This window comes from Nocardia sp. NPDC051756, from assembly GCF_040681495.1.
GTDB lineage: Bacteria > Actinomycetota > Actinomycetes > Mycobacteriales > Mycobacteriaceae > Nocardia.
In genome coordinates this window covers 1,084,733-1,109,417 of the sequence record NZ_JBFAYV010000004.1, presented here as the reverse complement: position 1 = coordinate 1,109,417, position 24,685 = coordinate 1,084,733, and the positions used below count along the sequence as shown (strand labels likewise).

25 protein-coding genes and 1 other RNA gene are annotated in these 24,685 nt (G+C 67.4%); 13 read left to right on the top strand and 13 right to left on the bottom strand.

Going from position 1 to position 24,685, the window contains the following annotated elements; translation table 11 throughout:
* Positions 1-7 precede the first annotated feature (7 nt).
* Positions 8-460 carry a 6,7-dimethyl-8-ribityllumazine synthase gene (locus AB0M22_RS22015; protein ID WP_364729636.1) on the top strand — a complete coding sequence of 151 codons (453 nt, stop codon included), beginning with the start codon at positions 8-10 and terminating at the stop codon, positions 458-460.
* 4 nt (positions 461-464) lie between these two features.
* Here AB0M22_RS22015 and AB0M22_RS22010 read toward each other — a convergent pair whose 3' ends face one another.
* Both AB0M22_RS22010 and AB0M22_RS22005 read right to left on the bottom strand, forming a co-directional pair.
* Entirely contained in the window at positions 465-1,919 is a 1,455-nt protein-coding gene (locus AB0M22_RS22010) for a metallopeptidase (RefSeq protein WP_364729633.1), read from the bottom strand.
* Positions 1,920-2,085: 166 nt separating this feature from the next.
* Positions 2,086-3,030: an endonuclease/exonuclease/phosphatase family protein gene (locus tag AB0M22_RS22005; RefSeq protein WP_364729630.1), complete on the bottom strand. Its 945-nt coding sequence runs from the start codon at positions 3,028-3,030 to the stop codon at positions 2,086-2,088.
* 284 nt (positions 3,031-3,314) lie between these two features.
* Here AB0M22_RS22005 and AB0M22_RS22000 point away from each other — a divergent pair, with 284 nt between their 5' ends.
* The gene (locus tag AB0M22_RS22000; protein WP_364729627.1) at positions 3,315-4,136 is read left to right on the top strand and encodes a hypothetical protein; all 822 of its coding nucleotides are present in this window, start codon (positions 3,315-3,317) and stop codon (positions 4,134-4,136) included.
* A 73-nt stretch (positions 4,137-4,209) separates the two neighbouring features.
* Entirely contained in the window at positions 4,210-4,488 is a 279-nt protein-coding gene (locus AB0M22_RS21995) for a hypothetical protein (RefSeq protein WP_364729624.1), read from the top strand.
* Between the two features lie 69 nt (positions 4,489-4,557).
* Here the strand turns inward: AB0M22_RS21995 and AB0M22_RS21990 are convergent, their stop codons facing one another.
* Complete coding sequence (locus AB0M22_RS21990; RefSeq protein WP_364729621.1) at positions 4,558-5,199, bottom strand: cysteine hydrolase; 642 nt, start codon at positions 5,197-5,199, stop codon at positions 4,558-4,560.
* 10 nt (positions 5,200-5,209) lie between these two features.
* Positions 5,210-5,536: a hypothetical protein gene (locus AB0M22_RS21985; protein ID WP_150408215.1), complete on the bottom strand. Its 327-nt coding sequence runs from the start codon at positions 5,534-5,536 to the stop codon at positions 5,210-5,212.
* Between the two features lie 111 nt (positions 5,537-5,647).
* Here AB0M22_RS21985 and AB0M22_RS21980 point away from each other — a divergent pair, with 111 nt between their 5' ends.
* The gene (locus tag AB0M22_RS21980) at positions 5,648-6,001 is read left to right on the top strand and encodes a helix-turn-helix domain-containing protein (protein WP_364729617.1); all 354 of its coding nucleotides are present in this window, start codon (positions 5,648-5,650) and stop codon (positions 5,999-6,001) included.
* Between the two features lie 145 nt (positions 6,002-6,146).
* On the opposite strand, the gene AB0M22_RS21975 is transcribed toward AB0M22_RS21980, so the two are convergent.
* The 3 genes from AB0M22_RS21975 to AB0M22_RS21965 all read right to left on the bottom strand — a co-directional run bounded on the left by AB0M22_RS21975 (position 6,147) and on the right by AB0M22_RS21965 (position 12,208).
* On the bottom strand, positions 6,147-9,158 hold the full coding sequence (locus AB0M22_RS21975) for a bifunctional [glutamine synthetase] adenylyltransferase/[glutamine synthetase]-adenylyl-L-tyrosine phosphorylase (protein ID WP_364729614.1): 3,012 nt from the start codon (positions 9,156-9,158) through the stop codon (positions 6,147-6,149).
* Between the two features lie 78 nt (positions 9,159-9,236).
* On the bottom strand, positions 9,237-10,577 hold the full coding sequence (locus AB0M22_RS21970) for a glutamine synthetase family protein (RefSeq protein WP_150408211.1): 1,341 nt from the start codon (positions 10,575-10,577) through the stop codon (positions 9,237-9,239).
* A gap of 95 nt (positions 10,578-10,672) precedes the next feature.
* Positions 10,673-12,208 (bottom strand): alpha/beta hydrolase, encoded by a 1,536-nt coding sequence (locus AB0M22_RS21965; protein WP_364729610.1) that lies wholly within the window; start codon positions 12,206-12,208, stop codon positions 10,673-10,675.
* A 274-nt stretch (positions 12,209-12,482) separates the two neighbouring features.
* Here AB0M22_RS21965 and panB point away from each other — a divergent pair, with 274 nt between their 5' ends.
* The 5 genes from panB to AB0M22_RS21940 all read left to right on the top strand — a co-directional run bounded on the left by panB (position 12,483) and on the right by AB0M22_RS21940 (position 16,635).
* Positions 12,483-13,340 (top strand): 3-methyl-2-oxobutanoate hydroxymethyltransferase, encoded by an 858-nt coding sequence (panB, locus tag AB0M22_RS21960; protein ID WP_364729607.1) that lies wholly within the window; start codon positions 12,483-12,485, stop codon positions 13,338-13,340.
* Between the two features lie 10 nt (positions 13,341-13,350).
* Positions 13,351-14,205, top strand: coding sequence for a phosphotransferase (locus AB0M22_RS21955; RefSeq protein WP_364729604.1), 855 nt, complete (start codon positions 13,351-13,353; stop codon positions 14,203-14,205).
* Between the two features lie 98 nt (positions 14,206-14,303).
* Positions 14,304-14,762: a hypothetical protein gene (locus tag AB0M22_RS21950; RefSeq protein WP_364729601.1), complete on the top strand. Its 459-nt coding sequence runs from the start codon at positions 14,304-14,306 to the stop codon at positions 14,760-14,762.
* Entirely contained in the window at positions 14,762-15,739 is a 978-nt protein-coding gene (gene pip / locus AB0M22_RS21945; protein WP_364729598.1) for a prolyl aminopeptidase, read from the top strand. Before AB0M22_RS21950 ends, pip begins: the two co-directional genes overlap by 1 nt.
* 2 nt (positions 15,740-15,741) lie before the next feature.
* A complete protein-coding gene (locus AB0M22_RS21940) occupies positions 15,742-16,635 on the top strand; it encodes a CHAD domain-containing protein (protein WP_364729595.1) in 894 nt (297 codons plus the stop codon).
* 186 nt (positions 16,636-16,821) lie between these two features.
* On the opposite strand, the gene AB0M22_RS21935 is transcribed toward AB0M22_RS21940, so the two are convergent.
* Both AB0M22_RS21935 and AB0M22_RS21930 read right to left on the bottom strand, forming a co-directional pair.
* Positions 16,822-18,255 (bottom strand): RNB domain-containing ribonuclease, encoded by a 1,434-nt coding sequence (locus tag AB0M22_RS21935; RefSeq protein ID WP_364729592.1) that lies wholly within the window; start codon positions 18,253-18,255, stop codon positions 16,822-16,824.
* Between the two features lie 16 nt (positions 18,256-18,271).
* Positions 18,272-18,604, bottom strand: coding sequence for a hypothetical protein (locus AB0M22_RS21930; protein WP_364729589.1), 333 nt, complete (start codon positions 18,602-18,604; stop codon positions 18,272-18,274).
* Positions 18,605-19,033: 429 nt separating this feature from the next.
* Here AB0M22_RS21930 and AB0M22_RS21925 point away from each other — a divergent pair, with 429 nt between their 5' ends.
* A complete protein-coding gene (locus AB0M22_RS21925; RefSeq protein WP_364729586.1) occupies positions 19,034-19,414 on the top strand; it encodes a hypothetical protein in 381 nt (126 codons plus the stop codon).
* A gap of 193 nt (positions 19,415-19,607) precedes the next feature.
* On the opposite strand, the gene AB0M22_RS21920 is transcribed toward AB0M22_RS21925, so the two are convergent.
* The 3 genes from AB0M22_RS21920 to rnpB form a co-directional block, all read right to left on the bottom strand.
* Positions 19,608-20,612, bottom strand: coding sequence for a slipin family protein (locus AB0M22_RS21920; RefSeq protein ID WP_364729583.1), 1,005 nt, complete (start codon positions 20,610-20,612; stop codon positions 19,608-19,610).
* A 116-nt stretch (positions 20,613-20,728) separates the two neighbouring features.
* On the bottom strand, positions 20,729-21,172 hold the full coding sequence (locus AB0M22_RS21915; RefSeq protein ID WP_364729580.1) for a hypothetical protein: 444 nt from the start codon (positions 21,170-21,172) through the stop codon (positions 20,729-20,731).
* 182 nt (positions 21,173-21,354) lie between these two features.
* An RNA gene (gene rnpB, locus AB0M22_RS21910) (RNase P RNA component class A) lies at positions 21,355-21,768 on the bottom strand.
* A gap of 76 nt (positions 21,769-21,844) precedes the next feature.
* Between rnpB and AB0M22_RS21905 the strand changes: the two genes are divergently transcribed.
* Positions 21,845-22,732: an alpha/beta fold hydrolase gene (locus AB0M22_RS21905; RefSeq protein WP_364729577.1), complete on the top strand. Its 888-nt coding sequence runs from the start codon at positions 21,845-21,847 to the stop codon at positions 22,730-22,732.
* A 95-nt stretch (positions 22,733-22,827) separates the two neighbouring features.
* On the opposite strand, the gene AB0M22_RS21900 is transcribed toward AB0M22_RS21905, so the two are convergent.
* Positions 22,828-23,460, bottom strand: a complete 633-nt coding sequence (locus tag AB0M22_RS21900; RefSeq protein WP_364729574.1) for a helix-turn-helix domain-containing protein — start codon at positions 23,458-23,460, stop codon at positions 22,828-22,830.
* Between the two features lie 40 nt (positions 23,461-23,500).
* Here AB0M22_RS21900 and AB0M22_RS21895 point away from each other — a divergent pair, with 40 nt between their 5' ends.
* Complete coding sequence (locus AB0M22_RS21895; RefSeq protein WP_364729571.1) at positions 23,501-24,205, top strand: hypothetical protein; 705 nt, start codon at positions 23,501-23,503, stop codon at positions 24,203-24,205.
* Between the two features lie 164 nt (positions 24,206-24,369).
* Complete coding sequence (locus AB0M22_RS21890) at positions 24,370-24,654, top strand: hypothetical protein (protein WP_364729568.1); 285 nt, start codon at positions 24,370-24,372, stop codon at positions 24,652-24,654.
* Positions 24,655-24,685: the final 31 nt, after the last annotated feature.

Sequence of the window (24,685 nt, the reverse complement as noted above, 5' to 3'; positions counted from 1 at the left end):
TTCGGGGATGGGAACCACCGGATCCGTCGCGTTCATTCGCGCCAGCTGGCACAGCGCCATCGTCGGCAAGGCCTACGAGGGCTTCACCGCGGAGTACGCCGATCTCGGCTACGACCCGGCCACCGTCGAGGTCTTCGACGTGCCGGGCGCGTTCGAGATCCCGCTGCACGCGCAGCGGCTCGCCCGCTCGGGCAGGTACGCGGCGGTCGTGGCGGCGGCGCTGGTCGTGGACGGCGGCATCTACCGGCACGATTTCGTCGCGTCCGCGGTGATCGACGGGCTGATGCGGGTGCAGCTGGACACCGATGTGCCGGTGTTCTCGGTCGTGCTCACCCCGCACCACTTCCACGAGCACAGCGAGCACGTCGGCTACTTCACCGAACACTTCGTGACCAAGGGAGCCGAGGCCGCCCGCGCGCTGGCGACGACGCTCACCTCCCTGCGTTCACTGCCGGTGTAGCGACTTACTTGTAGCGAGACAGGCAGGCCTTCTCGCCCTCGAGCACGCCGGTGCGGAACGCCTCGACGCGCTGATAACCGCTCGGCACCACCTTGCCGTTCACGTCGCCTGCGGCCAGGCCGTCGGAGAGCAGTTCGGAGACGGCCTCGTCCAGGTCGCCCGCCGACAAGCGCGGGTCGCTGCCCGGCTCACTCAGCTTGGTCGTCACCACGCCGGACAGGCATGCCGTGCGCAGCCCCGCGGTCTCGGCGCCGGTCAGGCCGAGCTTGCGATCGTTCTGCACCGCAAGGACATACCGCGACACGAAGATGACGAAGGCGTTGTAGTCGCCGTTCACCACGGCCGAGAGCGGGTCCTCGCGCCCCTGCACCGGCGCGCCGCGCTTGGCCAGCGCCGGTACCGCGGTGCCGATCATGTTCGCGCTCGGGCAATACGAAACCGGTTCGGTAACAGTGACATTCGCGCAGTTCCGCACCACGCCCCGGTAGTCGAACTGCGGCTTCGTGCTGGTCGGGAAGATGGTGGTCAACGCCTGGCTCACGCTGTTCAGCGACTCGGCGGTCACCGGAAGCTGCGCGAACTCCTCACCCGGCTCGAACGACACCGGCAGCGTGCCGCGGCGCTGCGCGATCTGCTGCGTGGTGATCGACTTGCAGCCTTCCGCGCCATCGGAATAGCCGATCTGCACCGCGGTGACCCGCTCGAACGCTGAGCCGTGCGCGTTCTTCGGATCGCTCGGATCCTGATCGCGAATCGCCACCGTGGCGCCGAGAACCGCGTTGAGCCCGTCGGTGGTGTTCAGCGTGAAGTGCGCCGAATCCCCTTCTGCCACATGCCGTAAGAACACGCCGGCCAGACAATCGGCCTGCTGCTCGAGCACCAGCGTCGGCGTCCGCATGCCCGCGAGCCTGGCTTGTCCTTGAATCGCGTGACCGTATTCGTGCGCGAGCACCATCACCACGGCCATCTCGCCGAACTTCTCCACCACCGCGGGCAGCAGCACGCCGCGATCCCAGCCGATGGTGTGGTCGAGACTGCAATAGGCCGCGTTCACCACGTGATAGGTGGACTCGCCGCAGAACTCGATCGCCTGCTGCTTGGGCGCCTTCGCGTCCCAGGAGTCGAAGAGGGAGACCGGGGTGAACTTGCCGGGAAAGTTCTTGGGGTAGGCCGCGGTCCAGTACTCCTGGAGATCGGCAATGGAGTTCAGCGCGAGCTTGTCGTACTTGCCGCCGTCGCCGTTGATCGCGGTGAGCGGCGCGTCCGGCACGCCCTTGCGCGGCCCGTTCGGCCCGGTGGCCGTCATAGACCCCGCGACCTCCCACACGGTCTCGGCTCTCGGCGTCTCGGTACTCGACCCGCGCGGCGGCTGCACGCCTTTGTCACACCCGGCCAGCACCGCGCCGAACATCGCGAGCACGGCGACCGCACCGAACCGCAACCGTTGTGTCTTCCTCATCCACGGGCCTCCCCGACCTACCGGTGCGCGCGCCCGCGCACACTAGGGGCTCGGAGCACTGCCCGCGCGCCGAGCGTTCACACGGTAATCGCCGTGCATCCCGCGCGCGCATCATCCTGTCCGAAAGATCCACGCGCAGTGACCGGTACAGACCGTGCCTGCTGGATCAATTGAATCGCACCCGGGCGATCAACGCGCGGTGATCGGACCCCGGAACGCTCAGCGTGCGCACCTCCTGCGCGGTGGCGTCGGCCAGCAGGATGTGGTCGATGCCGATGATCGGGCCCCACGACCGGTCGTTCGGGAACGTCGGCAGCAGACCTGCCCCCACCTGGTCGGCCGCCGACTCGAACCGGCCGTGCAGCAGATCGCGGTACGCCGCGTGATCGCGGGTCGCGTTGAAGTCCGCGCCGACGATCGCGGGACCCGTTTGCGCGTCGAGGATTTCGCGGATCCTGGGCATCTCCACGAGCCAGTCGGCGAAGTTGAACGGGGGCGGGATCGGATGGAAGGCGAACACCGTGATCGGTCCGCGCGCAGGGTGATCCATGATCGCGGATACCTGGTTCAGCACGAAGCCGTCGTATTTCTTGGTGTCGCGCAACGGGTATCGGCTGTAGATGCCGGTGCCGCCGCCACCGTCGGCGGTGGGCTGGAGGTAGGCGTAGGGCAGTTGCTCGCCGAGTTTCGCGGCGGCGAGCCGGTCGACCGCGCCGTTCGTGAGTTCGTCGACGGTGAGCACGTCGATGCGGTTGTCCCGCACCGCTCGAACCACGGCCTCGACATCCGCCTGCCCGAACAGCAGGTTCGACTGCATCACCATGACCTCGGGTCCGCCGGCCGCCCGGCTCTCCGGCACGAACGTCGGCACCAGCGTCCACAGCACCACACCCACCAGCACCCCGGCCACACCCGCACTGCGCCAACCACGCGCGATCAGGAAAATCACCAACCCGATCACCGCACCGATCATCAGGTACGACGCCCCCGACTGGACCAGGACCAACGACCGATCTTGCCAAGCTCCGAAATGCAGCACGACCCCGGCGACCCCCGCCGCCAGCGCGCACCATCCCACCCCGAGCACCACTCGCTCCAACCATTTAGGCATGCCCCGACCCTATGCGGCGGTTGTGGAGATGCTGTGTGCCGACCGTGGAGGTCCCGGGCGACGGCGCGGAGTTGGCAGTCCGCACTGCCACCGCGGGCCCCGAGTGGCAGGCCGCAGGTTTATCCATCCAAGACGCTCGCGGGTCCGAATATCCGTCGTGCCGTGCATCGATCGGTAGTCGACCAGGCCACTCCGCCCCACGGCGGGATCGCACGACGCTCCCGGAAAACCGCATTGTGCCGTGATCAGATATCCCAGTACCGAACAACGAACCTGGAGGGTCCATGCTCGTACGTTCACGCGTCCTTGTACATTCCGCGATCGCCCTGGGCGTGCTCGCGGTGATTCCCGCGCACGCCGTCGTTCGCGCGGAACCGCCCGCCGCACCGACACTGTGTTCGAAACAAGAAGAAGTAGACGCCGACAAGAAGCACGCCGAGACCGGCGATGAATCTGCCGTCAAGAAGTGCGTGCATCTGCGCATACAGAGCGCACTGATCCGAAAAGCGAACGTGCCGGTCGTACAGGGTCCGAATGGACCCGAAGATCCAGAGAAGATCACCCCCTTCGTCTTGAAGACGGATATCGGGGTTTCGCCGAAAGAACGGAAACGAATGTTCGGCGAAGGTGGATTGAACGAGAACGGAACCGACTACGACTATGCGACGGCAGCGACCAGCGCTGCTTTCTACACCTGCTACTACGTTGCCCGATCAGGGGGCGCCCTGTGCTCCACCGCCACGGACGAGCAAGCGATGGGCAAGACAAATCAAGATGAACAACTAAAAGAATTCCTGATCAAAAAACGCGGCGGCAACGACGGTCAAGAGCACGACGACAGCAGAATTGATCAGGTTTTGGTCAGCGCCAAGACAACCGCGCTCACTGCCGAGGGCTGTGCCCGGGCACTCGCGAACTATGGCACGTGCGCCCAGCCGGATGAATCGGAGGCGCCGGACACATCGGCGAAGCCCGGCACATCGGACGAAATGGACGACGAGAAAGAGTACGAAGATGTTTCTTCGCTGGTGCACAAACGCATCGCCGCCGACAAGGCCGAGGCCGCAGCGGTAGCCGCCGCAAAAGCAAACGGCTGGCTCGAGTAGGCCGATTCGTCGGCGGCCTCGCCACCTGGACCCCTCCGCCTAGAATGAACCGCACGCGTAGGAGGAGGGCCTGATGTACGTCGAAGAGTTCCGTGTCGCTGGCCCGCTCACCGTCGACAGCGCCGAAGAGCTCCTGCTCGCGATGATGGGTTACACCTCGCGAATCACAGTCAGCAGCAATGGGCGCAGTGTGAATGCCCCTTTGCTGCCGACCTGCTTGGACGTGTTGCGACTGCGTGCGGGCAGTGTGGTGACGGTGACCGTCGAGCACGGTCACCGCCCCGAGATCGACGAAGATCGCCTCGCCCTTCGCGAATTCGTCGACCGGTTCCAGGAACTCGCCGACGGGTAATCCCCTAGCGCACAGGCACAACCCTCGTCCCCACACCCGCCCATGTGGGGTGCCTGTGAGCTAGGGAAATCAGCCCCGGTTCATCAGATCGATCAGCGCGTCGGTCTCGGTCATCAGCGAGCCGCCCGCGAATTCCAAAGTGGCGTGCGATCTTTGGGCCGCCGCCGGATGGCCCGCGCCGCACGCGTCGGTGACCATGATCGGCAGGTAGCCGAGGTCGAGGCTGTGCCGGACCGTCGGTTCGATGCCGACCTCCATGGCGATGCCCGCGATCGCGTAGGAGTCGATTCCGCAGTCGCGCAACGCGATATCGAGCGGGGTCGCGGCGAAGGCGGACATGGTGATCTTGTCGAAGACCATCTCGTCGGCGTTGGGGGCCAGCTCCGGCGTGAGCTGGTATTGCGGCGAGCCCTGCGGAAAACTGGCGTGCAGTTCGTCCAGGTCGTCCACCCGCTGCCATTGCATGGCGGTGCGCAGCTGGGAAACACCGGATGCGGCGATCGGCAGCGATACGTGCCGGGTGTAGAAGACCCGGAAACCGTTGGCCCGTGCGGCATCTCGCAACCGGACGCACGTCTTCACGATCTGCTCCCCGTCTGGGATCTGACCGACGATGCCGACCTGCATGTCATAGATCAGCAACGCCATGCGTTTCGGATCGCAGGCGTCGGCCACGGTTTGCGGAATGCTCAGGCCGAAGGCGTTTCGCATGGCAGCGCCCTCACTTGGTCCGGTCGTAGGGCTCGGCGACGTCGACCTTCGGATCCATCAGCGCCTCCAGCGGCAGCGGGGCCTGCACCGGGACATAGGTCCACTCCAGGTAGCCGGCCTTGGTGAGCGGGAAGTCGGCGACGTACTTCTGCGCCTCCTCGACGCTGTCCACCTCGAACACGATCACCACGCCCGGCTCGTCGGCGCGCGCGTAGTTCTCCCGCACGATGCCCGCCTTCCACAGCCGCCACACATTGGCGACCTCCTCGGGCAGGTACGGGTTGATGGTCTCCAAGGTCACCCCGGGCTTGAAACGGTCGAAAACGATGACCTTCATAGGGATTCGGGCTCCATGTCTGCGGTAGGAATGCGTGGTCCCGTCCATGGAATCGCGATGATTACAGTGTTACAAGAACGCACTTTTTGGTGAGTACCCGAAAGGCCAGCCATGCCGGAGAAGCGCTACCACTGCGCGGTGGAGGTGACCGTCGACCTCATCGGCGGCAAGTGGAAGCCGGTGATCCTCGCCCACCTCAAGGAAGGTGTGCGGCGCTACGGCGAGTTACGCCGGTTGATGCCGACGACCAGCGAGAAGATGCTGGTTCAGCAGCTGCGCGAGCTGGAAGCGGACGGTCTGGTGCGCCGCACGGTCTTCGACACGGTGCCGCCACAGGTCGAATACGACCTGACCGATGAGGGCTGGACCCTCGTGCCCGCCCTCACCGCGCTCTACGAGTGGGGCGAAAAGCGCGCCGAGCGAACAGGTTTGCTCATCGAACCCGCCCCGTCGATCGCGCACTAGCCCTCGCACACAGGCACCGCCGCGGCCTGTTCCGAACGCAGCGCGTGGAAACCTGCACAGCCGCACACCTTTTGACAAACGCACGCGTGTCAGGGCGGCGATTCGCTGTGCGGGAAATCAGAAGGTGTGCGTGTGTTGCCAACTCTTACTGGCCGAACACCCGTTCCACCACAGCTTTTGCCCGCCGCGTCACGCGCATGTAGTGATCGAGGAACTCACTACCGTCGTCATTCGGCCACCCGGCCACCCGCGCGACCGCGGACAACAGCAACCCCGGACCAGGCAGCTGATCAGTGGGCTTCCCACGTACCAGCACCAGCGCATTACGTGCCTTGGTCGCCGTAAGCCAGGCATCCCGAAGCAGGGCCACATCGGCCGCGTCGAGCAGTTTGGTCTCCTCGATGACGGTGAGCGACTCCAGCGTCGAGGTGTTGTGCAAACCGAGCACATCGTGCGCATAGCGCAACTGCATCAGCTGCACCGTCCACTCGATGTCGGCCAGACCACCACGCCCCAGCTTGGTGTGCGTCGCCGGATTGGCGTTGCGCGGTAGTCGTTCCGCGTCGATGCGGGCCTTGATCCGGCGGATCTCCCGCACCGCCTCGTTCGATACGCCGCCTTCCGGATAGCGCACCTTGTCGATGACGTGCAGGAAGCGCAGGCCGAGCTGCTGATCGCCCGCGACCTGGTGCGCCCGCAGCAGCGCCTGCACCTCCCACGACTGGGCCCACTGCTGGTAGTACGCGGCGTACGCCGCCAGCGTGCGGACCAGCGCGCCGTTGCGCCCCTCGGGTCGCAGCCCGGCGTCCACCAGCAGCGGCGGGTCGGTGCTCGGTGCGCCGAGCAGCTTCTGCACCTTGTCCGCGACGCTGTTGGCCCACTTCACGGCCTTGGTCTCGTCCTCGCCGGGACGCGGATCGCAGACGAACAGGACGTCCGCGTCGGACCCGTACCCCAGCTCGTGCCCGCCGAGGCGGCCCATGCCGATCACCGCGAAGTCGGCGGGCGCGGGTGCGCCCATTTCCGCCTCGCTCGCCCGGATCACCGCTGCCAGTGAGGCTTCCAGCACCGCGACCCACACCGAGGACAGCGCCCGGCAGACCTGTTTGACCTCGAGCATGCCGAGCAGATCCGCCGAGGCAACCCGGGCCAGTTCGTGCCTGCGCAACGAACGAGCCGCGGCCACAGCACGTTTCGGATCGTCGTAGCGCGCCGCGGCCGTCATGATCCCGCGCGCGACGTCTTCCGGCTGCGGGCTGAGCAGCAGCGGACCGCCCGGCCCGTCGGCATACATCCGAATGGTGTCCGGCGCGTTGATCAGCAGGTCCGGCAGGTACTCCGAGGAGCCGAGCACGATCATCAACCGCTGCGCGATCGCGCCCTCGTCGCGCAGTTCGCGCAGGAACCAGGTCTGGTCGCCGAGCCCCTCCGACACCCGCCGGTAGGCGAGCAGCCCTGCGTCGGGATTCGGTGTCTCGCCGAGCCATTCGAGCAGGGTGGGCAGCAGCAGCGCCTGGATCCGGCCCTTGCGCGACACCCCACCGGTGAGCGCCTTGAGGTGACTCAACGCGTGTTCGGGCGCTTGATAACCCAGCGCGGCCAACTGCCGGACCGCCGCCTCGGGGCTGAGCCGCAGCGCGTCCGGCTCCAGCTTGACCACCGATTCGAGCAGCGGACGATAGAAGAGCTTGGCGTGTAATCGCCGCACCCGCACGGCATTTCGGCGGATCTCGTTGCCGAGCACGCCGACCGCGTCCTGCCTGCCGTCGGGCCGGATGTGCGCGGCGCGGGCCAGCCAGCGCATGCCCTCCTCGTCGTCCGAGGCGGGCAGCGTGTGCGTGCGGCGCAACCGTTGCAGTTGCAGGCGGTGTTCGAGCAACCGCAGAAACTCGTACGACGCAGTGAGATTCGCGGCATCGTCGCGGCCGATGTAGCCGCCGGCGGCCAACGCCGTGAGCGCCTCGACGGTGCCCTGCACGTGCAGCGACTCGTCCACCCGGCCGTGCACCAATTGCAGGAGCTGGACGGCGAATTCGACGTCGCGCAGGCTGCCGTGCCCGAGTTTCAACTCGCGCTCGCGCATGTCGGCGGGGACCAGGTCTTCCACCCGGCGGCGCATGGCCTGCACGTCGGCGACGAAGTCGGGGCGCTCGGAGGCGGTCCACACCATCGGCATCAGCGCGGCCTTGTACTCCTCGCCGAGCTCCAGGTCGCCGGTCATCGGCCGGTTCTTCAGCAGCGCTTGGAACTCCCAGGTCCGCGCCCAGCGCTTGTAGTAGGCGACATGCGAATCCAGCGTGCGCACCAGCGCACCGGCCTTGCCCTCCGGCCGCAGCGCCGCGTCGACCTCGAAGTAGGCCGCGCTGGCGACGCTCATCATCTCGGCGGCCAACCGGGTGGCGGTGGCGTCGGCGGGTTCGGCGACGAACACCACGTCGACATCGCTGACGTAGTTCAGCTCGCACGCGCCGCTCTTGCCCATGGCGATCACCGCGAGCCGCACCGGCACCGGGCCGTCCTTGCAGACCCTGGCCACCGCCACGGACAGTGCCGCGGTGAGCGCGGCATCGGCCAGCGCGGTCAGATGCCGACCGACCACCTGGTACGCCAGTACCGGTTCGTTCTCGACGGTCGCCGCGAGATCGAGCGCGGCCAGCAGCATCAGCTGATCGCGATACCGCTTGCGCAGCAGCGCGACCACCTCGGGCCCGGACTCACCGGCCCGGAACAGGAGCGGGCCGGCGTGCGGCCCCTCCTCCGGCACGGCCTGCACCGCGTCGAGCAGATCGGCGATCAGTTCGTCGCGGGTCGGCAGGTCCTTACGGCGCAGGATCTGCCAGGCCGCCGGATCGACGACCAGGTGATCGGCGAACGCGCTGGACGAGCCGAGCAGCGCGAACAGCCTGCCGCGCAACGCCGTTTCCGCGCGGATCGCCGAATCGAGTGCGGCCCAATCGCTTTCCATCCGCTCGCGCAGCTTGACCAGCGTGTTCAGCGCCAGATCGGCGTCGGGCGCGCGGGACAGCGCCCACAGCAGCGGGATACTTTCGACGTTGTCCCAGCCCAATTCGTGCAGCGAGGCAGCGGCGGTGGGCTCGAGCAGTCCGAGCCGACCGACGCCGGGGACCGCGGAGCGGGCAGTCGGTGGCCGGACCATAGGTCTCAAATTACAGGTTCGAAGCCAACGGCTTATCCCCACCTGGACATACGTTCGGTTGCAAAAACGCGCCTTGTTCTACAAACCGAGGTATTCCTTGAGCTCGTACGGCGTGACCTGGCTGCGGTAGTCCGCCCACTCCCGGCGCTTGTTGCGCAGGAAGAAGTCGAACACGTGCTCGCCGAGGGTCTCGGCGACCAGCTCGGAGCGCTCCATCGCCTGCAACGCCTCGTCCAGCGTGCCGGGCAGTTCGCGGAAGCCCATGGCGCGGCGCTCGGCGACGGTCAGCGACCAGACGTCGTCCTCGGCCTCCGGCGGCAGCGTGTAGCCCTTCTCGATGCCGCGCAGGCCGGCCGCGAGCAGCACGGCGAAGGTCAGGTAGGGGTTGCAGGCCGAATCTGGGCTGCGGATCTCGACGCGGCGCGAGGAGGACTTGTTCGGCGTGTACATCGGCACCCGGACCAGCGCGGACCGGTTCGACCGGCCCCACGAGGCCGCGGTCGGCGCTTCGCCGCCGTGGATGAGCCGCTTGTAGGAGTTCACCCACTGGTTGGTGATCGCGCTGATCTCCGGCGCGTGCTCCAGGATGCCCGCGATGAACGCGCGCGCGGTACCGGACAGGTTGATCGGGTCGTCCGGATCGTGGAAGGCGTTGGCCTCACCCTCGAACAGGCTCATGTGCGTGTGCATCGCCGAGCCCGGGTACTGGGCGAACGGCTTGGGCATGAACGTCGCGCGCACGCCCTCGTCGATGCCGACTTCCTTGATCAGGTAGCGGAAGGTCATCACGTTGTCGGCCATGGACAGCGCGTCGGCGTAGCGCAGGTCGATCTCCTGCTGGCCGGGCGCGCCCTCGTGGTGGCTGAACTCGACCGAGATGCCCATCGACTCCAGTGCGTCGATCGCGTGCCTGCGGAAGTTCGGCGCGGAATCGTGCACGGCCTGGTCGAAGAAGCCGCCGGAATCGGCCGGGATCGGCTGCGAGCCGTCCACCGGGCCGTTCTCCAGCAGGAAGAACTCGATCTCCGGGTGCACGTAGCAGCTGAAGCCGACGTCGGCCGCCTTGTTCAACTGACGACGCAGCACGTGCCGCGGGTCGGCCCAGGACGGCGAGCCGTCGGGCATGGTGATGTCGCAGAACATCCGCGCGGAGTGCTGGTGCCCCTTGCTGGTCGCCCACGGCAGCACCTGGAAGGTGGATGGATCCGGACGGGCGACCATGTCGGCCTCCGACACCCGGGCGAAGCCCTCGATGGCCGAGCCGTCGAACCCGATGCCCTCCTCGAAAGCGCCCTCTAGCTCGGCGGGAGCGATGGCGACGGACTTCAGGTAACCCAACACATCGGTGAACCAGAGCCGCACGAAGCGGATATCCCGCTCTTCGAGCGTCCGCAGCACGAATTCCTTCTGGCGATCCATGTCCGCGAGAGTAAGCACCCGGCGTTAAATCCGTGTTACATACACGCTGAGTGTGCTGACCTTGTTGTGCGAAAAAGACATCACCGCCCGTCGGGTCAACAGGTGAGGCCGGGCTCCGGGTCGGTCAGGTCGACCAGGTAGTCGATCACCGCGTCGTCCACGCACGACGATCCACCCGACAACGCGATGGTGTGCCGGTTGCCCTTGTAGGTCAGCAGCGAGGCGCCCAGCTGCGCCGCCAGGTCCACGCCGGCCTGGTACGGGGTCGCCGGGTCCTCGGTGGTCGAGACCACCACCACCTTCGGCAGCCCGGTCACCGTGATCCGGTGCGGCTCACTGGTGTTCGGCACCGGCCAGGCCGTGCACGCGTCCAGCGGGGCCGCGCCGGTGCCGCGACCGTCGTCGAGGAACGGGGCCGCCTTGCGGTATTCGGCGTCCTGCTTGCCGGTGATGCCGCGGTCGCTGATCCGCGGATCGTCCACGCAGCGAATGGCATTGAACGCGTCGGTGGTGTTGCTATAGCTGCCGTCGTCGCGGCGGCCGTCGTAGAGGTCGGCCAGTTGCAGCAGGGTGTCGCCGCGGCCGTCGCGCAGTTCGGACAGGCCGAGGGTGAGCACCGGCCACAGATCGTTGGTGTAGAGGGCTTGGCGCACGCCGGTGAGCGCGTCGCTGTAGTTGAGCCCGCGCGGGTCGGTGGTCGGTACGGTCTTGTCCCACAGCGGATTCACCAGCGCGCGGAACCGCTGCACGGTCTGGGTCTTGTCGGTGCCGAGCGGGCAGTCCGACTTGTTCGTGCAGTCCGCGGCATAGGCGTCGAACACCTTCTGGAAGCCGGCCGCCTGGCGCAGCGACTCCTGCACCGGGTCCTGCGAAGAGTCGATGGCGCCGTCCAGCACGAGGGCGCGGACGTGGTCCGGGAACTTCTCGGCGTACGCCGAACCGATCTTGGTGCCGTAGGAGTAGCCCAGGTAGCTGAGCTTCGCGTCGCCGAGTGCGGCCCGCATCACGTCCAGGTCCTGCACCACCTCGCGGGTGCCGACGCGGGCCAGGAATTCCTTGCCGGTGCGTTCGGTGCAGCGGTCCGCGTACTGCTTGTTCTCGTTCTCCGCCGCGGCGATGCCCTCGGGCGTGTTGTCCTTCTGCGGTTCGGCGCGCTCGGCGTCCTGCTCCTGCGCGGTCTCGCAGACGATGGCCGGGGTCGAGGAGCCGACGCCGCGCGGGTCGAAGCCGACCCGGTCGAAGCGCTGGGCCAGCGGGGTCTTGTTGCCGAGCGAGGACATGGTCAGCCCGGACTCCCCCGGGCCGCCCGGGTTCATCAGCAGCGAGCCGATGCGTTTGCCGGTCGCCTTGATCCGGGAGACGGCGATCTGCGCGGTCGGGCCGTCCGGGTTGGCGTAGTCGACCGGCACGGTGATCCGCGCGCACTGTGCGTTGGGCGCGAAGCGATCGTCCTGCGCACCGAACCCGGCGCACCCGCCCCATTGCACGGTCTGCGAGTAGAACTTGGTCAACTCGGCGGGCCCCGCGGGCATCGGCCCCGTCGGGTGTCCGTTGATCGTGCACCCCGCCGCCACCGACGCCAGCACCGCCACCACCAGCGCACCAGCGCGCCCACTCCGAACCAAAGCCATCCACTGATAGTGGCAGCTCGTCGGCTCGAGGAAGACAACACACCGGTCAGACGCCCTATCGACGGCCGGCCTGACGTAGCAAACGCGCTCCTGACCGACGTTGCAGCATGCGTCAGGCGCGCGCGCCGTGCGTCGAGTGCGCTCGAAATGTGTGATCAATCGCATCGGTCCAAGGTCTTAATACGGCCTGGTAAGTGCTGGCACACTGGATTTCGTCAGACGAACCCGGGGACCCGGATGGGCCCCGAGGAGACACCAGACGAAAGGGACGAAGATGTCCGTATCCGATTCGGAAACCCCTGCCTACGGTGCGGCACCCGCCCAGCCCAAGAAGGCTATGCGCAAGACCAGGGTGCACCATCTCCAGCAGATGAAGGCGGACGGCCAGCGCTGGGCCATGCTCACCGCGTACGACTATTCCTCGGCCCGGCTGTTCGAAGAAGCGGGCATTCCGGTGCTGCTGGTCGGTGATTCCGCGGCCAACGTGGTCTACGGCTACGACACCACCGTGCCGATCACCGCGGAGGAGCTCATCCCGCTGGTCCGCGGCGTGGTGCGCGGCGCACCGCACGCGCTGGTGGTGGCCGACCTGCCGTTCGGCAGCTACGAGTCCTCGCCGCAGCAGGCGCTGGCCACCGCGACCCGGTTCATGAAGGAGGGCCAGGCGCAGGCGGTGAAGTTCGAGGGCGGTGAGCGGGTCGCCGAGCAGATCGCGCTGATCACCTCGGCCGGCATTCCGGTGATGGCGCACATCGGGTTCACCCCGCAGAGCGTCAACACCCTCGGCGGGTTCCGCGTGCAGGGTCGCGGCGACGGTGCCGAGCAGCTCATCGCGGACGCCATCGCGGTGCAGGAAGCGGGCGCGTTCGCCGTGGTGATGGAGATGGTTCCGGCGGAGCTGGCCGCGCAGGCGACCCGCAAGCTGACCATCCCGACGGTCGGCATCGGCGCCGGCGTGGAAACCGACGCGCAGGTGCTGGTCTGGCAGGACATGGCCGGCTACACCAGCGGCAAGACCGCGAAGTTCGTCAAGCGGTTCGGCAACATCGGCGATGAACTGCGCGCCGCCGCGGCGGCCTACGCTGATGAGGTAACCCGGGGCACCTACCCGGGACCTGAACACAGCTTCTAGTGGAGTAACGATGACCGGCCGAGCAGTGCACGCACCAGCCGCACTGCTCGGCCAGCCACCCGAGCCGCTGATCGATTGGGCCTCGGGTGTGCTCAAGGCACACGAGATCGAGGTGACCGGCGCGCCGACGGTGACTCGCCGCCGCGCCTGGTCGCTGATCGTCCGGCTGCCGACCGAGACCGGCCCGGTGTGGGCCAAGGCCAACGCCCGCGCCTTCGCCCACGAGGGCCCGCTGATCCAGCTGCTCGCTCGTTTGCGTCCTGGCAGCGTGCTGGAACCCCTTGCGGTGCAAGCGGATCACGGCTGGTTACTCAGCCCGCACGGCGGCGACACCGCCCGCGACACCGATGCCGAATGGGCCGGTCTGTTCCGCTCCTACGCCGAACTCCAGCAGTCCGTCGCCCCGGACATCGACGCCCTGATCGCCACCGGCACCCCGTACCTCCCGCCCAGCCGCCTCGTCACGGTCTACCGGCACTTCGAAGCCCGCATGCCCGGTCTGGGCCGCCGCATCGAGGAGGCCGCCGCCGAACTGGCTGAATACGGCAGGCTCACCATCGAACACAACGACGTGCACACCGACAACGTGTTCGCCGGCGCCACCCCCGGCGCCGGCCGGCTGTTCGACTGGGGCGACGCGGTGATCACCCACCCGTTCCTGTCCCATCGCATCCTGCACAACCCGCATCGCGACGACTATTTCGCGCAGTGGCCGGGGCCGGTCTCCCGCGCCGAGATCACCCTCGCCGAACGTCTCGCCCCGCTGATCGCGCTCAATCCGTGGCGAACCGTCGACACGTCCATCCCACGCTTCGCCCGTTTCGTCGAAGCATTGCTCGACGAGCTGCGCATCACATTCCGCTAGCGCCGAACAGGGGTGTGAGAGCCACACACTCCGGGCCACGACGGCGAATCAATGGCAGACTCGATGCGGACATTAGCGATCAAGAAGCAGAGGTACCGATGCCGCACAGCCGTTGGATTTCACGCAGCACCCTGCTGCTGGCGGGCGTTTTCGCCGCCGCAGCACTGACCGCCTGCGGAAGCGAGTCGAACCCGGCTCCGACCGGGAGCTCGAGCTCGACAACGGGCTCGGCGACGGCGACCACCAAGCCGGGCGGCACTGCGGGCACGCCCAAGCCGGGCACCACCCCGGAGATCTCCGATGCCGCGGCCGCCCAGCTCTGCGACATGATCAAGCCCGAGCTGTCGAACTGGCGGGTACAGGGACCGACGCTCGGCCGGATCGGGCTCAACGCGCTGGTGCACGAGTGGGCGCTGCGCAACGGCGGCATCAACGGCGCGGTGCTCGCCGACAAGCCGATCGTCGACCGGCTGACCACCAAGAGCTGCCCGGACGTGCACAAGGAGGCGATCCAGGCGCTCGAACTCCCTGACCTCGCCTCGGGATTGGCGTTCTGATGAGCGACGCCAGGTTGCGCACGCTGTACCCGGAGATCGAGGCCTACGACTCCGGCAAGCTCGACGTCGGCGACGGCCAGTCGATGTACTGGGAGGTCAGCGGCAACCCGGACGGCAAGCCGGTGGTCTTCCTGCACGGCGGCCCCGGCGGCGGCACCTCGCCGGCCCAGCGGCGGTTCTTCGACCCGGCGGCCTACCGGATCGTGCTGCTCGATCAGCGCGGCTGCGGGCGCTCCACCCCGCACCTCGCCGACAACCCGGACCTGGCGACCAACACCACCCAGCATCTGATCGCCGACATCGAGGCGCTGCGTACCCATCTCGGCATCGAACGCTGGCAGGTGTTCGGCGGCTCGTGGGGTTCGACCCTCGCGCTCGCCTATGCCGAGACGTACCCGGATCGGGTGACCGAGCTGGTGCTGCGCGGCATCTTCCTGTTGCGCCGCAAGGAAATCGACTGGTACTACAACGGCGCCGCCGGCTACGTGTACCCCGACGAGTGGGAGAAGTACCTCGCGCCGATACCGGAGGCCGAGCGCGGCGAAGACCTGGTCGAGGTCTATCACCGGCTGCTGCACTCCGCCGACGAGGAGGTCGCGCTGCGGGCCGCCATCGCCTGGTCCACCTGGGAGGGCTCGACGAGTTCGCTGCTGCCGCAACCGGATCGGGTCGCCGAGTCCGCCGATCCCCGGTTCGCGCTCGCCTTCGCGCGGATCGAGAACCACTACTTCCGCAATCACGCCTTCCTCGACGAGGGCCAGCTGCTGCGCGACGCCGGCACCATCGCGCACATTCCGACGGTCATCGTGCAGGGCCGTCACGACATCGTCTGCCCGACGGTGAGCGCCTGGGATCTGCACAAGGCACTGCCCGGTTCGCAGCTGCACATCGTCGAAGACGCCGGACATGCCTCCTTCGAGCCCGGCATCACGCATCATTTGATAGAAGCCACCGATAGATTCGCGAAGGCGGGATAACCATGACGGCCACCGCAGGCAAGGCCATCGTCGCGGCACTCGGCGACAATGTGGACCGGCTGCTGGCCGCTGAACCCGAGGTGCGCGCGGACGAACCGGATTCGGTCCATCAGATGCGCGTGGCCACCCGCAGGTTGCGCAGCGTGCTGCGCTCCTATCGCGGGCTGTTCGAACGGACACCGGCCAGGACGATGGGCGATGAGCTCAAATGGCTGGCCGGTGTGCTCGGCGTCGCGCGCGATGCCGAGGTGCGGGCGGAACGCTTCGAGACGCTGCTGACGAAACATGGTCAGCAGAGCGAGCATTCGGCTGAAGACCTCGAACTGGTGACCGCCCGGTTGGTCACCGCGGAGAACAACAAGTACGCCGCGGCGCACGCGGATGTGCTGCTCGCGTTGGACAGCGTGCGCTACCGCGAGTTGCGCGATGAGCTCACCGAGTGGCGTACCGAACCGCCGCTGCGTAAGTCTCGTGCCGAGGTGCCTGCCGCGGAATTCTTCGGCGTCGTCCTGGAGCGCGACCGGGAACGCGTCCTGGGCCTGATCGAGCGGGAAACCACCGTCACGCCGGCCGAGCGAGTCGAGCTGCTGCACGATATTCGCAAGAGCGCCAAGCGGTTACGGTACTCGTGCGAGGCCGCCGAAACCGTCCTCGGCACCGACGCCGGCGAACTCGGCAGCCGCGCCAAACGACTACAAACCGTGCTCGGCGACCACCGCGACGCCGTCGAATCGCAGCACGCCATCTACGGCATCGCCGCGGACGCCGGCGCCGCAGGCGAAGACACGGCCCTCTACCGAATCCTGGCCGGCGCCGAAGACACCGCCGCCCGCCAAGCCCTCAGCCGCTACCCCGACGCCGCGGCGGCCCTGTGCGAGCAGCCGCACCACTCTTGATTTCCCGCACCGAAATTCGCATGCGATTCCTGGTGCGGGAAGTCAGAAGTAGTGCGGCTGCAGGTCGCGAAGTGTGCATCTCGTGCGCAGCCGCACACGTGTTGATTTCCCGCACATGGAATTGCATGCGATTCCATGTGCGGGAAATCAGGAGGTGTGCGGCTGCGTGTGGAACGGTGGGGTGCCTTACGCGGGGTAGGCGAAGCTGATCTTGCGGGTGGTGGGGTCGGCGGAGACGAGGCGGACTCGTACGGTTGCGCCCTCGGGCGGTTCGCCTACGCACGGCCCGAGCACCGGGGGGTCGGCGATGAAGATTTCTGCGGCTCGGTTGCCGTTGGCTTCGCGGATGACCACGGCGTCGAACTCGGTGCCTGCTCGTTCGGCGAGCAACGTGGATTCGGTGAGGTCGATGCAGGAGCGTTCGACCTTGTTTGCTATCGAGTCGCTGCGGCGCATACTGTCGGCCGTTTCGGCCAGACCGTCCTGAACCCATTGAGGCACTTCGGTTCCCGCGCAACGGGCCAGGCAGATCTCGGTGCTGAACCGATCGGTCAGCCGGCGCAACGGCGCGGTGACGTGCGCATACGGTGCCCGGATCGCACTGTGCTGCAAGCTTTCCGGCGTGGTGACCTGGGTGTCCCCGTTCACCACGGTGTAGGAGGCACCGCGGAGCAGGCTGGTCGCCTCCGACATGAGCACAAGTGCGGCAGGGGTATTCGGATCCAGCCCCGCCAGCATCTGCCCGACAGACAACCCCTCAGGCCACTCGACCCCCAACGCGGCCGCCGTGCGATGCATGGACGCTATCGCCGACTCGGCGGGCGGCGGCATCGTGCGCAATAATGCCGGCGCTCCCGCGTCGATCATGATCCGCGCCGCGCACATCCCGGTCAGCAGTGAAACCTGCTCGTTCCAATCATCCGCGGCCGTGCGCGGTTCGACGATCAGCCGCCAATGCCCGTCCGACTGATCGTCGCGAACAATGCTCTGCGCGGGCAGCCGCAGCCCGATCGCGCCGCGCAGCAACCCGGCTTCGATGCGCCGCGTGCCGAATTCCGGCAGGGCCGCGATCGAAGGGTGCAGTCGTCCCGCGTCGGCATCGGCTTGCACGCCCGCGTAGTCGAGCCTGGCCCGCGAACGCACCAGCGCCCGCTGCACCGAAAACCGTTGCGGTTCGGCCTTTTCGTCGAGCTCGATGGTCCACAACGCGACCGGCCTGGTCTGCTCGGGCAGCAGGCTCGCGGTGCCTTCCGACAGCACCGGCGGGTGCAGCGGCACGGTGCCGTCGGGTAGATAGAAGGTTTGCCCCCGCGCGCTCGACTCTTTGGCCAGCGCGCCCTGTGGATCGATCACGGCACCGACATCGGCGATGGCGTAGTGCAGCAGAAAGCCGCTGCCGGTGCGTTCGAGATGCAGGGCCTGGTCCAGATCCATGGCCCCGGGCGGGTCGATCGTCACGAACGGGATGTCCGTGCGATCGGCCCGGTCGCCCGCGAACGCGTCGGACGCGTCGCGGGCTTCCGCGGTGGCCTCGGCGGGATACGCCGAGGCCAGACCGAATTCGGAACGGATGGCGCCGAAATCTACCGGCGCCGAGACGATCCGCTGATGCAATTCCACGCTGGGGGTGCCAGACCTACTGCAGCGCCAGCATGGTGCCGTTCAACGAATCGAACGGGCCGTACACGGTGAAGGTGACATGTCCGCCCGGAACCGCGGCCGACACCGCGGCCGCCGCGTCCAACGCCTCACCGAACGAAGCTGCCGAAGGATGAGGCAGACCACCGAGGGTCTGACCGAAACGGTTCTGGGCAACCCAGACCGTGTCAGCCGGGCTGAGGTCGACCTGCACCCCACCCGGCAGCGGCGTCACCGCTACGGCACTGGCGGAGCCAGCGCCCATCATGGCGAAAACCGAAGCAGCCCCGGCGATCAACGCGCCGGCGACCAGTGAGCGAACAATCCGCATAGAGTTGAGACCTGCTTTCCCGCATTCGAAGTGTGAAGGGCTCGTTGCGGCCACGCAACGGGCCGTGCCAACGCGCACTACTTTATGACGTCGATCACGGTCCGGCTAGTTACCGGCAGATACGCACGGCGAGTTCACCGCCCCGACATGGCCGCGACGTGGCTGCTAACGTGGGCCGCCGTAGCGGGTCTCACACTTCGACCGCACATTCCGAAACGTCCTGTACGTCGACAATTGGGAGTTCCACGGCTATGTCATCGATTCTGTACGACTACCTGTTGCCGCTCATCGGAGCAGACCAGGCAGCGTATTGGGCCCAGGTCTTCGTCATCGCACCGGTCTGACCCACAAGTCTTCTGCCACAAGACGTCGCCTCCCGTTCACCGGACGGGAGGCGACTTTCGTCCCGGACCGCTAGCATCCCGCTCCGTGATCAGAACTACCGCCGCTATCGCGGCCAGCGCCACCCTCGTCGCCCTGCTGCTCACCGGTTGCGGGGACGACAAGGCAAGCAGTGCCACCCCCTCCTCCTCGGCTCCCGCGGCGGCGTCGAACGGCGACGCGCAAGTGGTCGACAACGTGAAGGCGGGCGCGTTCGTCGTCAGCTTCCGCGGCGCGTTCCCGAAACTGGCCGACGGCAAGGACGACCCGAAGATCGCCACCATCCTCAGCGACACCTGCAAGGAGATCAAGGCGAACAAGTCCGAGGACGACGTCGTCAAGAGCATCGTCAAGCGGTCCTCCGGCAAGGTCGAGGCCACTCCCGAGGAGGCGCGGGCCATCTACCAGATGGCCAAGATGATGTGCTGAGTCAGCGCTCCTTCAGCCACGGCAGGTAGTCGGGCAGGTATTTCAGCAGGTATCCGATGGTGATCATGCTGATGATGGCGATGACGGGAATGAGCACGGACATCGGTCCGGTCCTAACGTTGTGCTACCGGTGCGGGTCGTACGGCGCCGAAAACGGTGTCGGCGGTACCCGTATCGGTATACGCCGGTCGAGTTACGCGCGTGTGCCGTTTTCCGTCGTCGTCGGCGATTCGTCCCGCGGATCGAGTTGCCGCTGCTCCGGGCTCGCAGGAATTGCCGCGGGCGCGTCGGGTGCGGGGACTGCCGCGGGCTCGGCGGGCGGGGGGACCGCCGCAGGCTCGGCGGGTGCAGCCACCGCAGCGGGGGCAGCAACCGCGGCAGGCTCGGCGGCGGGCGCCGACTGCTGTTGCGGCGGTGGCGAATTGGGCGCCGCGGACGGTGTCGCGCGCTCGAGGAAGCGCAGCAGCTCCACCGGGAACGGCAGCACCAGCGTCGAATTCTTTTCCGCCGCAACCTGAACCACGGTTTCCAGCAGCCGCAGCTGCAACGCGGCCGGCGATTCCGACATCTGCGCGCCCGCCTGCGCCAGCATCTTCGAGGCCTGCAATTCACCCTCGGCGGAGATCACCCTGGCCCGGCGTTCGCGTTCCGCCTCGGCCTGGCGCGACATCGAGCGTTTCAGCGAATCCGGCAGTGCCACATCCTTGATCTCCACCCGATCGATGTGCACGCCCCAGCCGAGCGCCGGGCTGTCGATCATCAGCTCCAGACCCTTGTTCAGCTCCTCGCGATTGGACAGCAGGCTGTCCAGGTCGCTCTTGCCGATGATCGAACGCAGCGACGTCTGCGCCACCTGCCCGACGGCGAACAGGTAGTTCTGCACCTCCACCACCGCGAGCACCGGGTCGAACACCCGGAAGTAGACGACGGCGTCCACCCGCACCGTCACGTTGTCCCGGGTGATGCCCTCCTGCGCGGGCACCGGCATGGTGACGATCTGCGTCGACACCTTGCGCATCCGGTCCACGAACGGAATCAGCAGGCGCAGCCCCGGTTCCCGGGTGGAGACCACCCGGCCGAACCGGAAGATCAACCCCTTCTCGTACTGCGCGACCACCCGCGCGCCGGCGGCGGTCAGCACACCGCCGACGACCGCGCCCACCCCCAATATGCTGCCGAGAACGGCGAGTAGGTCCATGCCTGGCCCCCAAGCGCGCCCGAGTGCGGCAGAGGCGGGCGCCTGGGCGCTCCGGCCCCGCGGCTACCTCCATGATGGCACCGCGGAACCGGTTGTGGCAGAAGATCAGACTGCCATTATTTCAATGTCAGCCGCTTGACGGCGGTGCCGCTCTCCAGGCTCTGCTGATTGTCGCCGGTCACCAAAGTGCTGAACACCCGGACGGTTTCGCCCGCCGCGGGACTGAACGGCTCGGCGTCCGGGATCTTCGTGGCCGTGACGGACACGGTCTGGCGTTCGGTGTTGCACGTCGCCTTGGCGGTCGCGCCGATCGTCTGCTGCGCGCCCTCCCCCGTGCTGCGGACGAACACCTGCAACGTCACCGTCTTGCCGGGCGCTTCGCACTTGTAGGCCACCGAGACATCCACGCCACCGCCGCTCAGTTCGGCGCCGGTGATGTCGACGTTGGTCGTAGGGGGCTTCGCCGGGGTGGTGGTGGTCGGTTCCGCGCCCGCGAAACCGGCGCAGACGACGGTGGCCAGAGCAGCCGCCGACGCGAGGACCCCCGCGCGACGCAGCATGGTGTGAACGTTGATGACGATCTCCTAGCAGTCGATCCCGCGGCGGCCCCGAATCGGGCACACCGCACAAAACCTCGACCGACAATGTACTGGTATCCGATGCGTCCCGGTTGTCCCAATCATCTGGCCACAGAGTCGATCTCGGCTGTTAACCCGGAGTTCGCCGGGAGAGCCCCGGCGGGCGGACGAGTTGGCCTGTAAGCCGGATCCTGTCCCCGGTTCGCACCGGGGGGCGACCATCCATCTGGACACACCGTTGCCGGGTGCCTCGAGCGGTCCACCCGCAGGCTCGGGCGAGCAGCCCTCGAACACCTGCGCAGCCGCACCGCGAACGGTGCGACCTTTGACCTTGCTCCGGGCGGGGTTTACCTAGCCGCCCCGGTCACCCGGGGCGCTGGTGCGCTCTTACCGCACCGTTTCACCCTCACCACACGACCCGAGGGTCGTGGGCGGTCTGTTCTCTGTGGCACTGTCCCGCGGGTTGCCCCGGGTTGCCGTTAGCAACCGCCCTGCTCTGTGGAGTCCGGACTTTCCTCGGCGCCGGGCGGCGGCACACATGTGCCCGTTCCCGATGCCGCGGTCGCCCGGCCAACTCGTCCGCCGTATCAGAGTACTGGTCACCACCCACGCCACCAGGGTGCGACCCCCGCCAACACAGTACGGTTGGGTTCCATGGAACGTGTCGAGGTCGGCTTCCCTTCCGGAAGCGAGCAGTGCGCCGCCTGGCTCTACCGTCCGGATGGTGCGCCCAAGCCCCGTCCGCTCGTCATCATGGGGCACGGCCTAGGGGCGAATCGGGAGATGGGGCTCGACCGGTACGCGCGGCGCTTCGCCGCCGCGGGCATGGCGGTCCTGGTGTTCGACTACCGGCATTTCGGCGCGAGCCAGGGTGAGCCGCGGCAGGTGATCCGGATCGGGCGCCAGCGCGAGGACTGGCAGTCCGCCATCGCCTACGCGCGCACCATCCGCGGCATCGACGCGACCCGGATCGCGTTGTGGGGCACCTCGTTCAGTGGCGGACACGTGCTCGCCGTCGCCCCGCACGACGACTACCTGGCCGCGGTCGTCGCACAGGTTCCGTTCACCAGCGGTTGGTCCTGCGCGATGGCCAAGGGCCCGATCAGCATGACCAAGGTGACCGCCATCGCCGCCACCGACCTGCTCATCGGCCCCTTGCGCCGCAAGCACGTCGGCATCCGGTTGGCCGGACGCAAGCGCTCCGCGGCCCTGATGAGCGCGGCCGACGTGCCCGAAGGCAACGGCAGGCTGGCCGAGGAAAGCGAGCACTACAAGCCGAAAGTAGCTGCCCGCATAGCCTTCTCGGCCCTGTTCGACTCCCCCGGCAAACGCGCTAAATCCCTCAAGATGCCCGTCCTCTACGCACTATGCGACAACGACTCCATCACCCCGATCAAATCCGCCCTGCGGGCCGCCGAACGCACCAAGCACGCCGTCGTAAAGCGCTACCAAGCAGGCCATTTCGACATCTACTTCGACGACGTCTTCGAAAAAGCCGTCTGGGACCAAACCGAATTCCTGGTCTCCATCCTGCGCCCGTAGGTATCCCGCTCACTCGCGTCGAAACATCATTGGCCTTTTGTAGGTGACGCGGCAGTGCGGGGCGCGATCGACCTTTCGGCGAAAGGACCGGGGGCTCATCGCGGTTCGGCGAGGAGTTCGCGGGTGAGCGCGCGCTCCCACCATTTTTCGACGCGGGCCGGGGGCCAGTGGCGTTCGACGGTGAGTTCGGTGTAGACGTCGATGTTGCAGAGGGCGGCGTAGATGTCGAGGGCGGTTTCGAGGTCTATGTCGGGGTGGAGGGTGTGGGGTGGCCAGGTCGAGAGGACCTGGCGGTGGGCGTCGTCGGCGCGGATGCGGGCGTCGCGGTAGGCCTGGGCCAGTTCGGGTTCCGTGCGGCAGGCCTCGCGCAGTAGGACGATCACCTCGCCGGCGCGTTCGAACAGGCGGCGGTCGTAGGCGATCATCACGGCGAGTTGCCGGGGTGGTTCGGGGGTTGCTTCGAGTTCGGTGAGTAGGCGTGCGACGTCCGCGGACAGGTCTGCCGAGTCGGCCAGTGCCCAGGTCAGTCCGTTCTTGTTGCCGTAGGCCGCGTAGACGGTCGGCACCGAGACGCCGGCTTCGCGGGCCACGTCACGCACGGTGGTCGCGGCCCAGCCCTTCGCGACGAACAAAGTGCGCGCGGCGCGGGCGATGTCGGCGCTGGTCTGCTGCGCCTGGGCCGTGCGGCGCAGCGAGTCATAGCGGCGACGCGCCGGTTCCTCGGTCACAGGGGTTCCTCTTTCAGTTTTCGCTACTTATATTCAATATATGACAGATAAGACAGAGCGGGTGACCGCCTGGCCGTTCGCCCGGATCGGTGGGCTTGCCGCCCTTGGTTTCGCCGTCGGTATCGTCGGCGCGAATCTGATCCTGCAACCGGCGGGGCTGCCCGTGGTCGGCGCGGACATCGGCGAGGTCGATACCTTCTTCACCGCGAAATCCGGTCCCGCGGGGTTCGCCGCCGGTTTCATGCCGTTCGCTTGGGTGTGTGCGATCGTGTTCGGGGCCGCCGCGGTCGCCGTCATCTGGCCGCGTGAACGGGCCGAAGGTTCGGCCTGGTCGCTGGTCGGCCTCGCCGGACTGCTGCTGCAAAACGCAATCTTCGTCGGGGTCGGCGCGGTTCGCCTGGCTCTCAGCGCCACGTCCGACCACACACCCGCCGGTACCGCCGGACTCTGGGCGTTCCACAACGCGCTGTTCTCGCTCAACGGCGCCTTCCTCGCCACCGCCCTGGTCGGATTGTCCATCGGCGGCCTGCGTACCGGGCTCATCCGCCGCTGGCATGCCATCATCGGGTTGGTCGCGGCCGCAGGCCAATTCGTGGCCGCCACCATCACCCCGTTGATCATCGACCACGCGAACCCGCTTGCTTTGATCAGCCTGGTCAGCTGGCTGTTGTGGGTGGTCTGGATCGTCACCTACGGCGTCACCCTCCTCCGTCTGCAACCTGATCGCCGGATCGTCGCCGCCTGAACCACACACCCTTTGCGTAAGCCGCACACCTTGTTCGAAGGATGTGCGGCTTACGCAAGGGGTGTGCGGGGTCTACCCGCGTGCGACAACCAGAACGGGTGCGCGACAAGGTGTTCACGGCGCACGTAGATTGTGGGAAACCCTCCGGAATCGAGGAGCCCGCGATGATCGATCCGCTGATCCTGGAAGCCCGGCGCGCCCACCTACTCGACCAACTGCGCGAACTTCGGCGCGGCGTGACCGAGCTGGCCGAGGGCTACGGCACGCTACAAACCTCGGGCCTGCTCATCGACACCGAAGGTATCGGCGCACTCACCACCCCCGCCTACTGCGTGGCCGGCGCCCGAGAAGTCTTCGAGGAGACCACGATCGAACTCGACGCCGCCGTCGACGCGCTCGACCGTGCGGGCATGTACACGACCCGACTCCGCGCGGTCGTTCTCGACTGAAACGCCGGCACAGCGGCCGAGTTCTCCCGCA

Excerpts from the sequence above, each read along its gene's own strand:
- AB0M22_RS22010 (WP_364729633.1), bottom strand. The coding sequence starts at position 1,919 with ATGAGGAAGACACAACGGTTGCGGTTCGGTGCGGTCGCCGTGCTCGCG.
- AB0M22_RS21890 (WP_364729568.1), top strand. The coding sequence starts at position 24,370 with ATGATCGATCCGCTGATCCTGGAAGCCCGGCGCGCCCACCTACTCGAC.
- AB0M22_RS21930 (WP_364729589.1), bottom strand. The coding sequence starts at position 18,604 with ATGCGGATTGTTCGCTCACTGGTCGCCGGCGCGTTGATCGCCGGGGCT.
- AB0M22_RS21955 (WP_364729604.1), top strand. The coding sequence starts at position 13,351 with ATGACCGGCCGAGCAGTGCACGCACCAGCCGCACTGCTCGGCCAGCCA.
- AB0M22_RS21940 (WP_364729595.1), top strand. The coding sequence starts at position 15,742 with ATGACGGCCACCGCAGGCAAGGCCATCGTCGCGGCACTCGGCGACAAT.
- AB0M22_RS22015 (WP_364729636.1), top strand. The coding sequence starts at position 8 with ATGGGAACCACCGGATCCGTCGCGTTCATTCGCGCCAGCTGGCACAGC.
- AB0M22_RS22000 (WP_364729627.1), top strand. The coding sequence starts at position 3,315 with ATGCTCGTACGTTCACGCGTCCTTGTACATTCCGCGATCGCCCTGGGC.
- AB0M22_RS21985 (WP_150408215.1), bottom strand. The coding sequence starts at position 5,536 with ATGAAGGTCATCGTTTTCGACCGTTTCAAGCCCGGGGTGACCTTGGAG.
- pip (WP_364729598.1), top strand. The coding sequence starts at position 14,762 with ATGAGCGACGCCAGGTTGCGCACGCTGTACCCGGAGATCGAGGCCTAC.
- AB0M22_RS22005 (WP_364729630.1), bottom strand. The coding sequence starts at position 3,030 with ATGCCTAAATGGTTGGAGCGAGTGGTGCTCGGGGTGGGATGGTGCGCG.
- AB0M22_RS21950 (WP_364729601.1), top strand. The coding sequence starts at position 14,304 with ATGCCGCACAGCCGTTGGATTTCACGCAGCACCCTGCTGCTGGCGGGC.
- AB0M22_RS21970 (WP_150408211.1), bottom strand. The coding sequence starts at position 10,577 with ATGGATCGCCAGAAGGAATTCGTGCTGCGGACGCTCGAAGAGCGGGAT.
- AB0M22_RS21990 (WP_364729621.1), bottom strand. The coding sequence starts at position 5,199 with ATGCGAAACGCCTTCGGCCTGAGCATTCCGCAAACCGTGGCCGACGCC.
- AB0M22_RS21995 (WP_364729624.1), top strand. The coding sequence starts at position 4,210 with ATGTACGTCGAAGAGTTCCGTGTCGCTGGCCCGCTCACCGTCGACAGC.
- panB (WP_364729607.1), top strand. The coding sequence starts at position 12,483 with ATGTCCGTATCCGATTCGGAAACCCCTGCCTACGGTGCGGCACCCGCC.
- AB0M22_RS21905 (WP_364729577.1), top strand. The coding sequence starts at position 21,845 with ATGGAACGTGTCGAGGTCGGCTTCCCTTCCGGAAGCGAGCAGTGCGCC.
- AB0M22_RS21975 (WP_364729614.1), bottom strand. The coding sequence starts at position 9,158 with ATGGTCCGGCCACCGACTGCCCGCTCCGCGGTCCCCGGCGTCGGTCGG.
- AB0M22_RS21895 (WP_364729571.1), top strand. The coding sequence starts at position 23,501 with ATGACAGATAAGACAGAGCGGGTGACCGCCTGGCCGTTCGCCCGGATC.
- AB0M22_RS21920 (WP_364729583.1), bottom strand. The coding sequence starts at position 20,612 with ATGGACCTACTCGCCGTTCTCGGCAGCATATTGGGGGTGGGCGCGGTC.
- AB0M22_RS21915 (WP_364729580.1), bottom strand. The coding sequence starts at position 21,172 with ATGCTGCGTCGCGCGGGGGTCCTCGCGTCGGCGGCTGCTCTGGCCACC.
- AB0M22_RS21965 (WP_364729610.1), bottom strand. The coding sequence starts at position 12,208 with ATGGCTTTGGTTCGGAGTGGGCGCGCTGGTGCGCTGGTGGTGGCGGTG.
- AB0M22_RS21980 (WP_364729617.1), top strand. The coding sequence starts at position 5,648 with ATGCCGGAGAAGCGCTACCACTGCGCGGTGGAGGTGACCGTCGACCTC.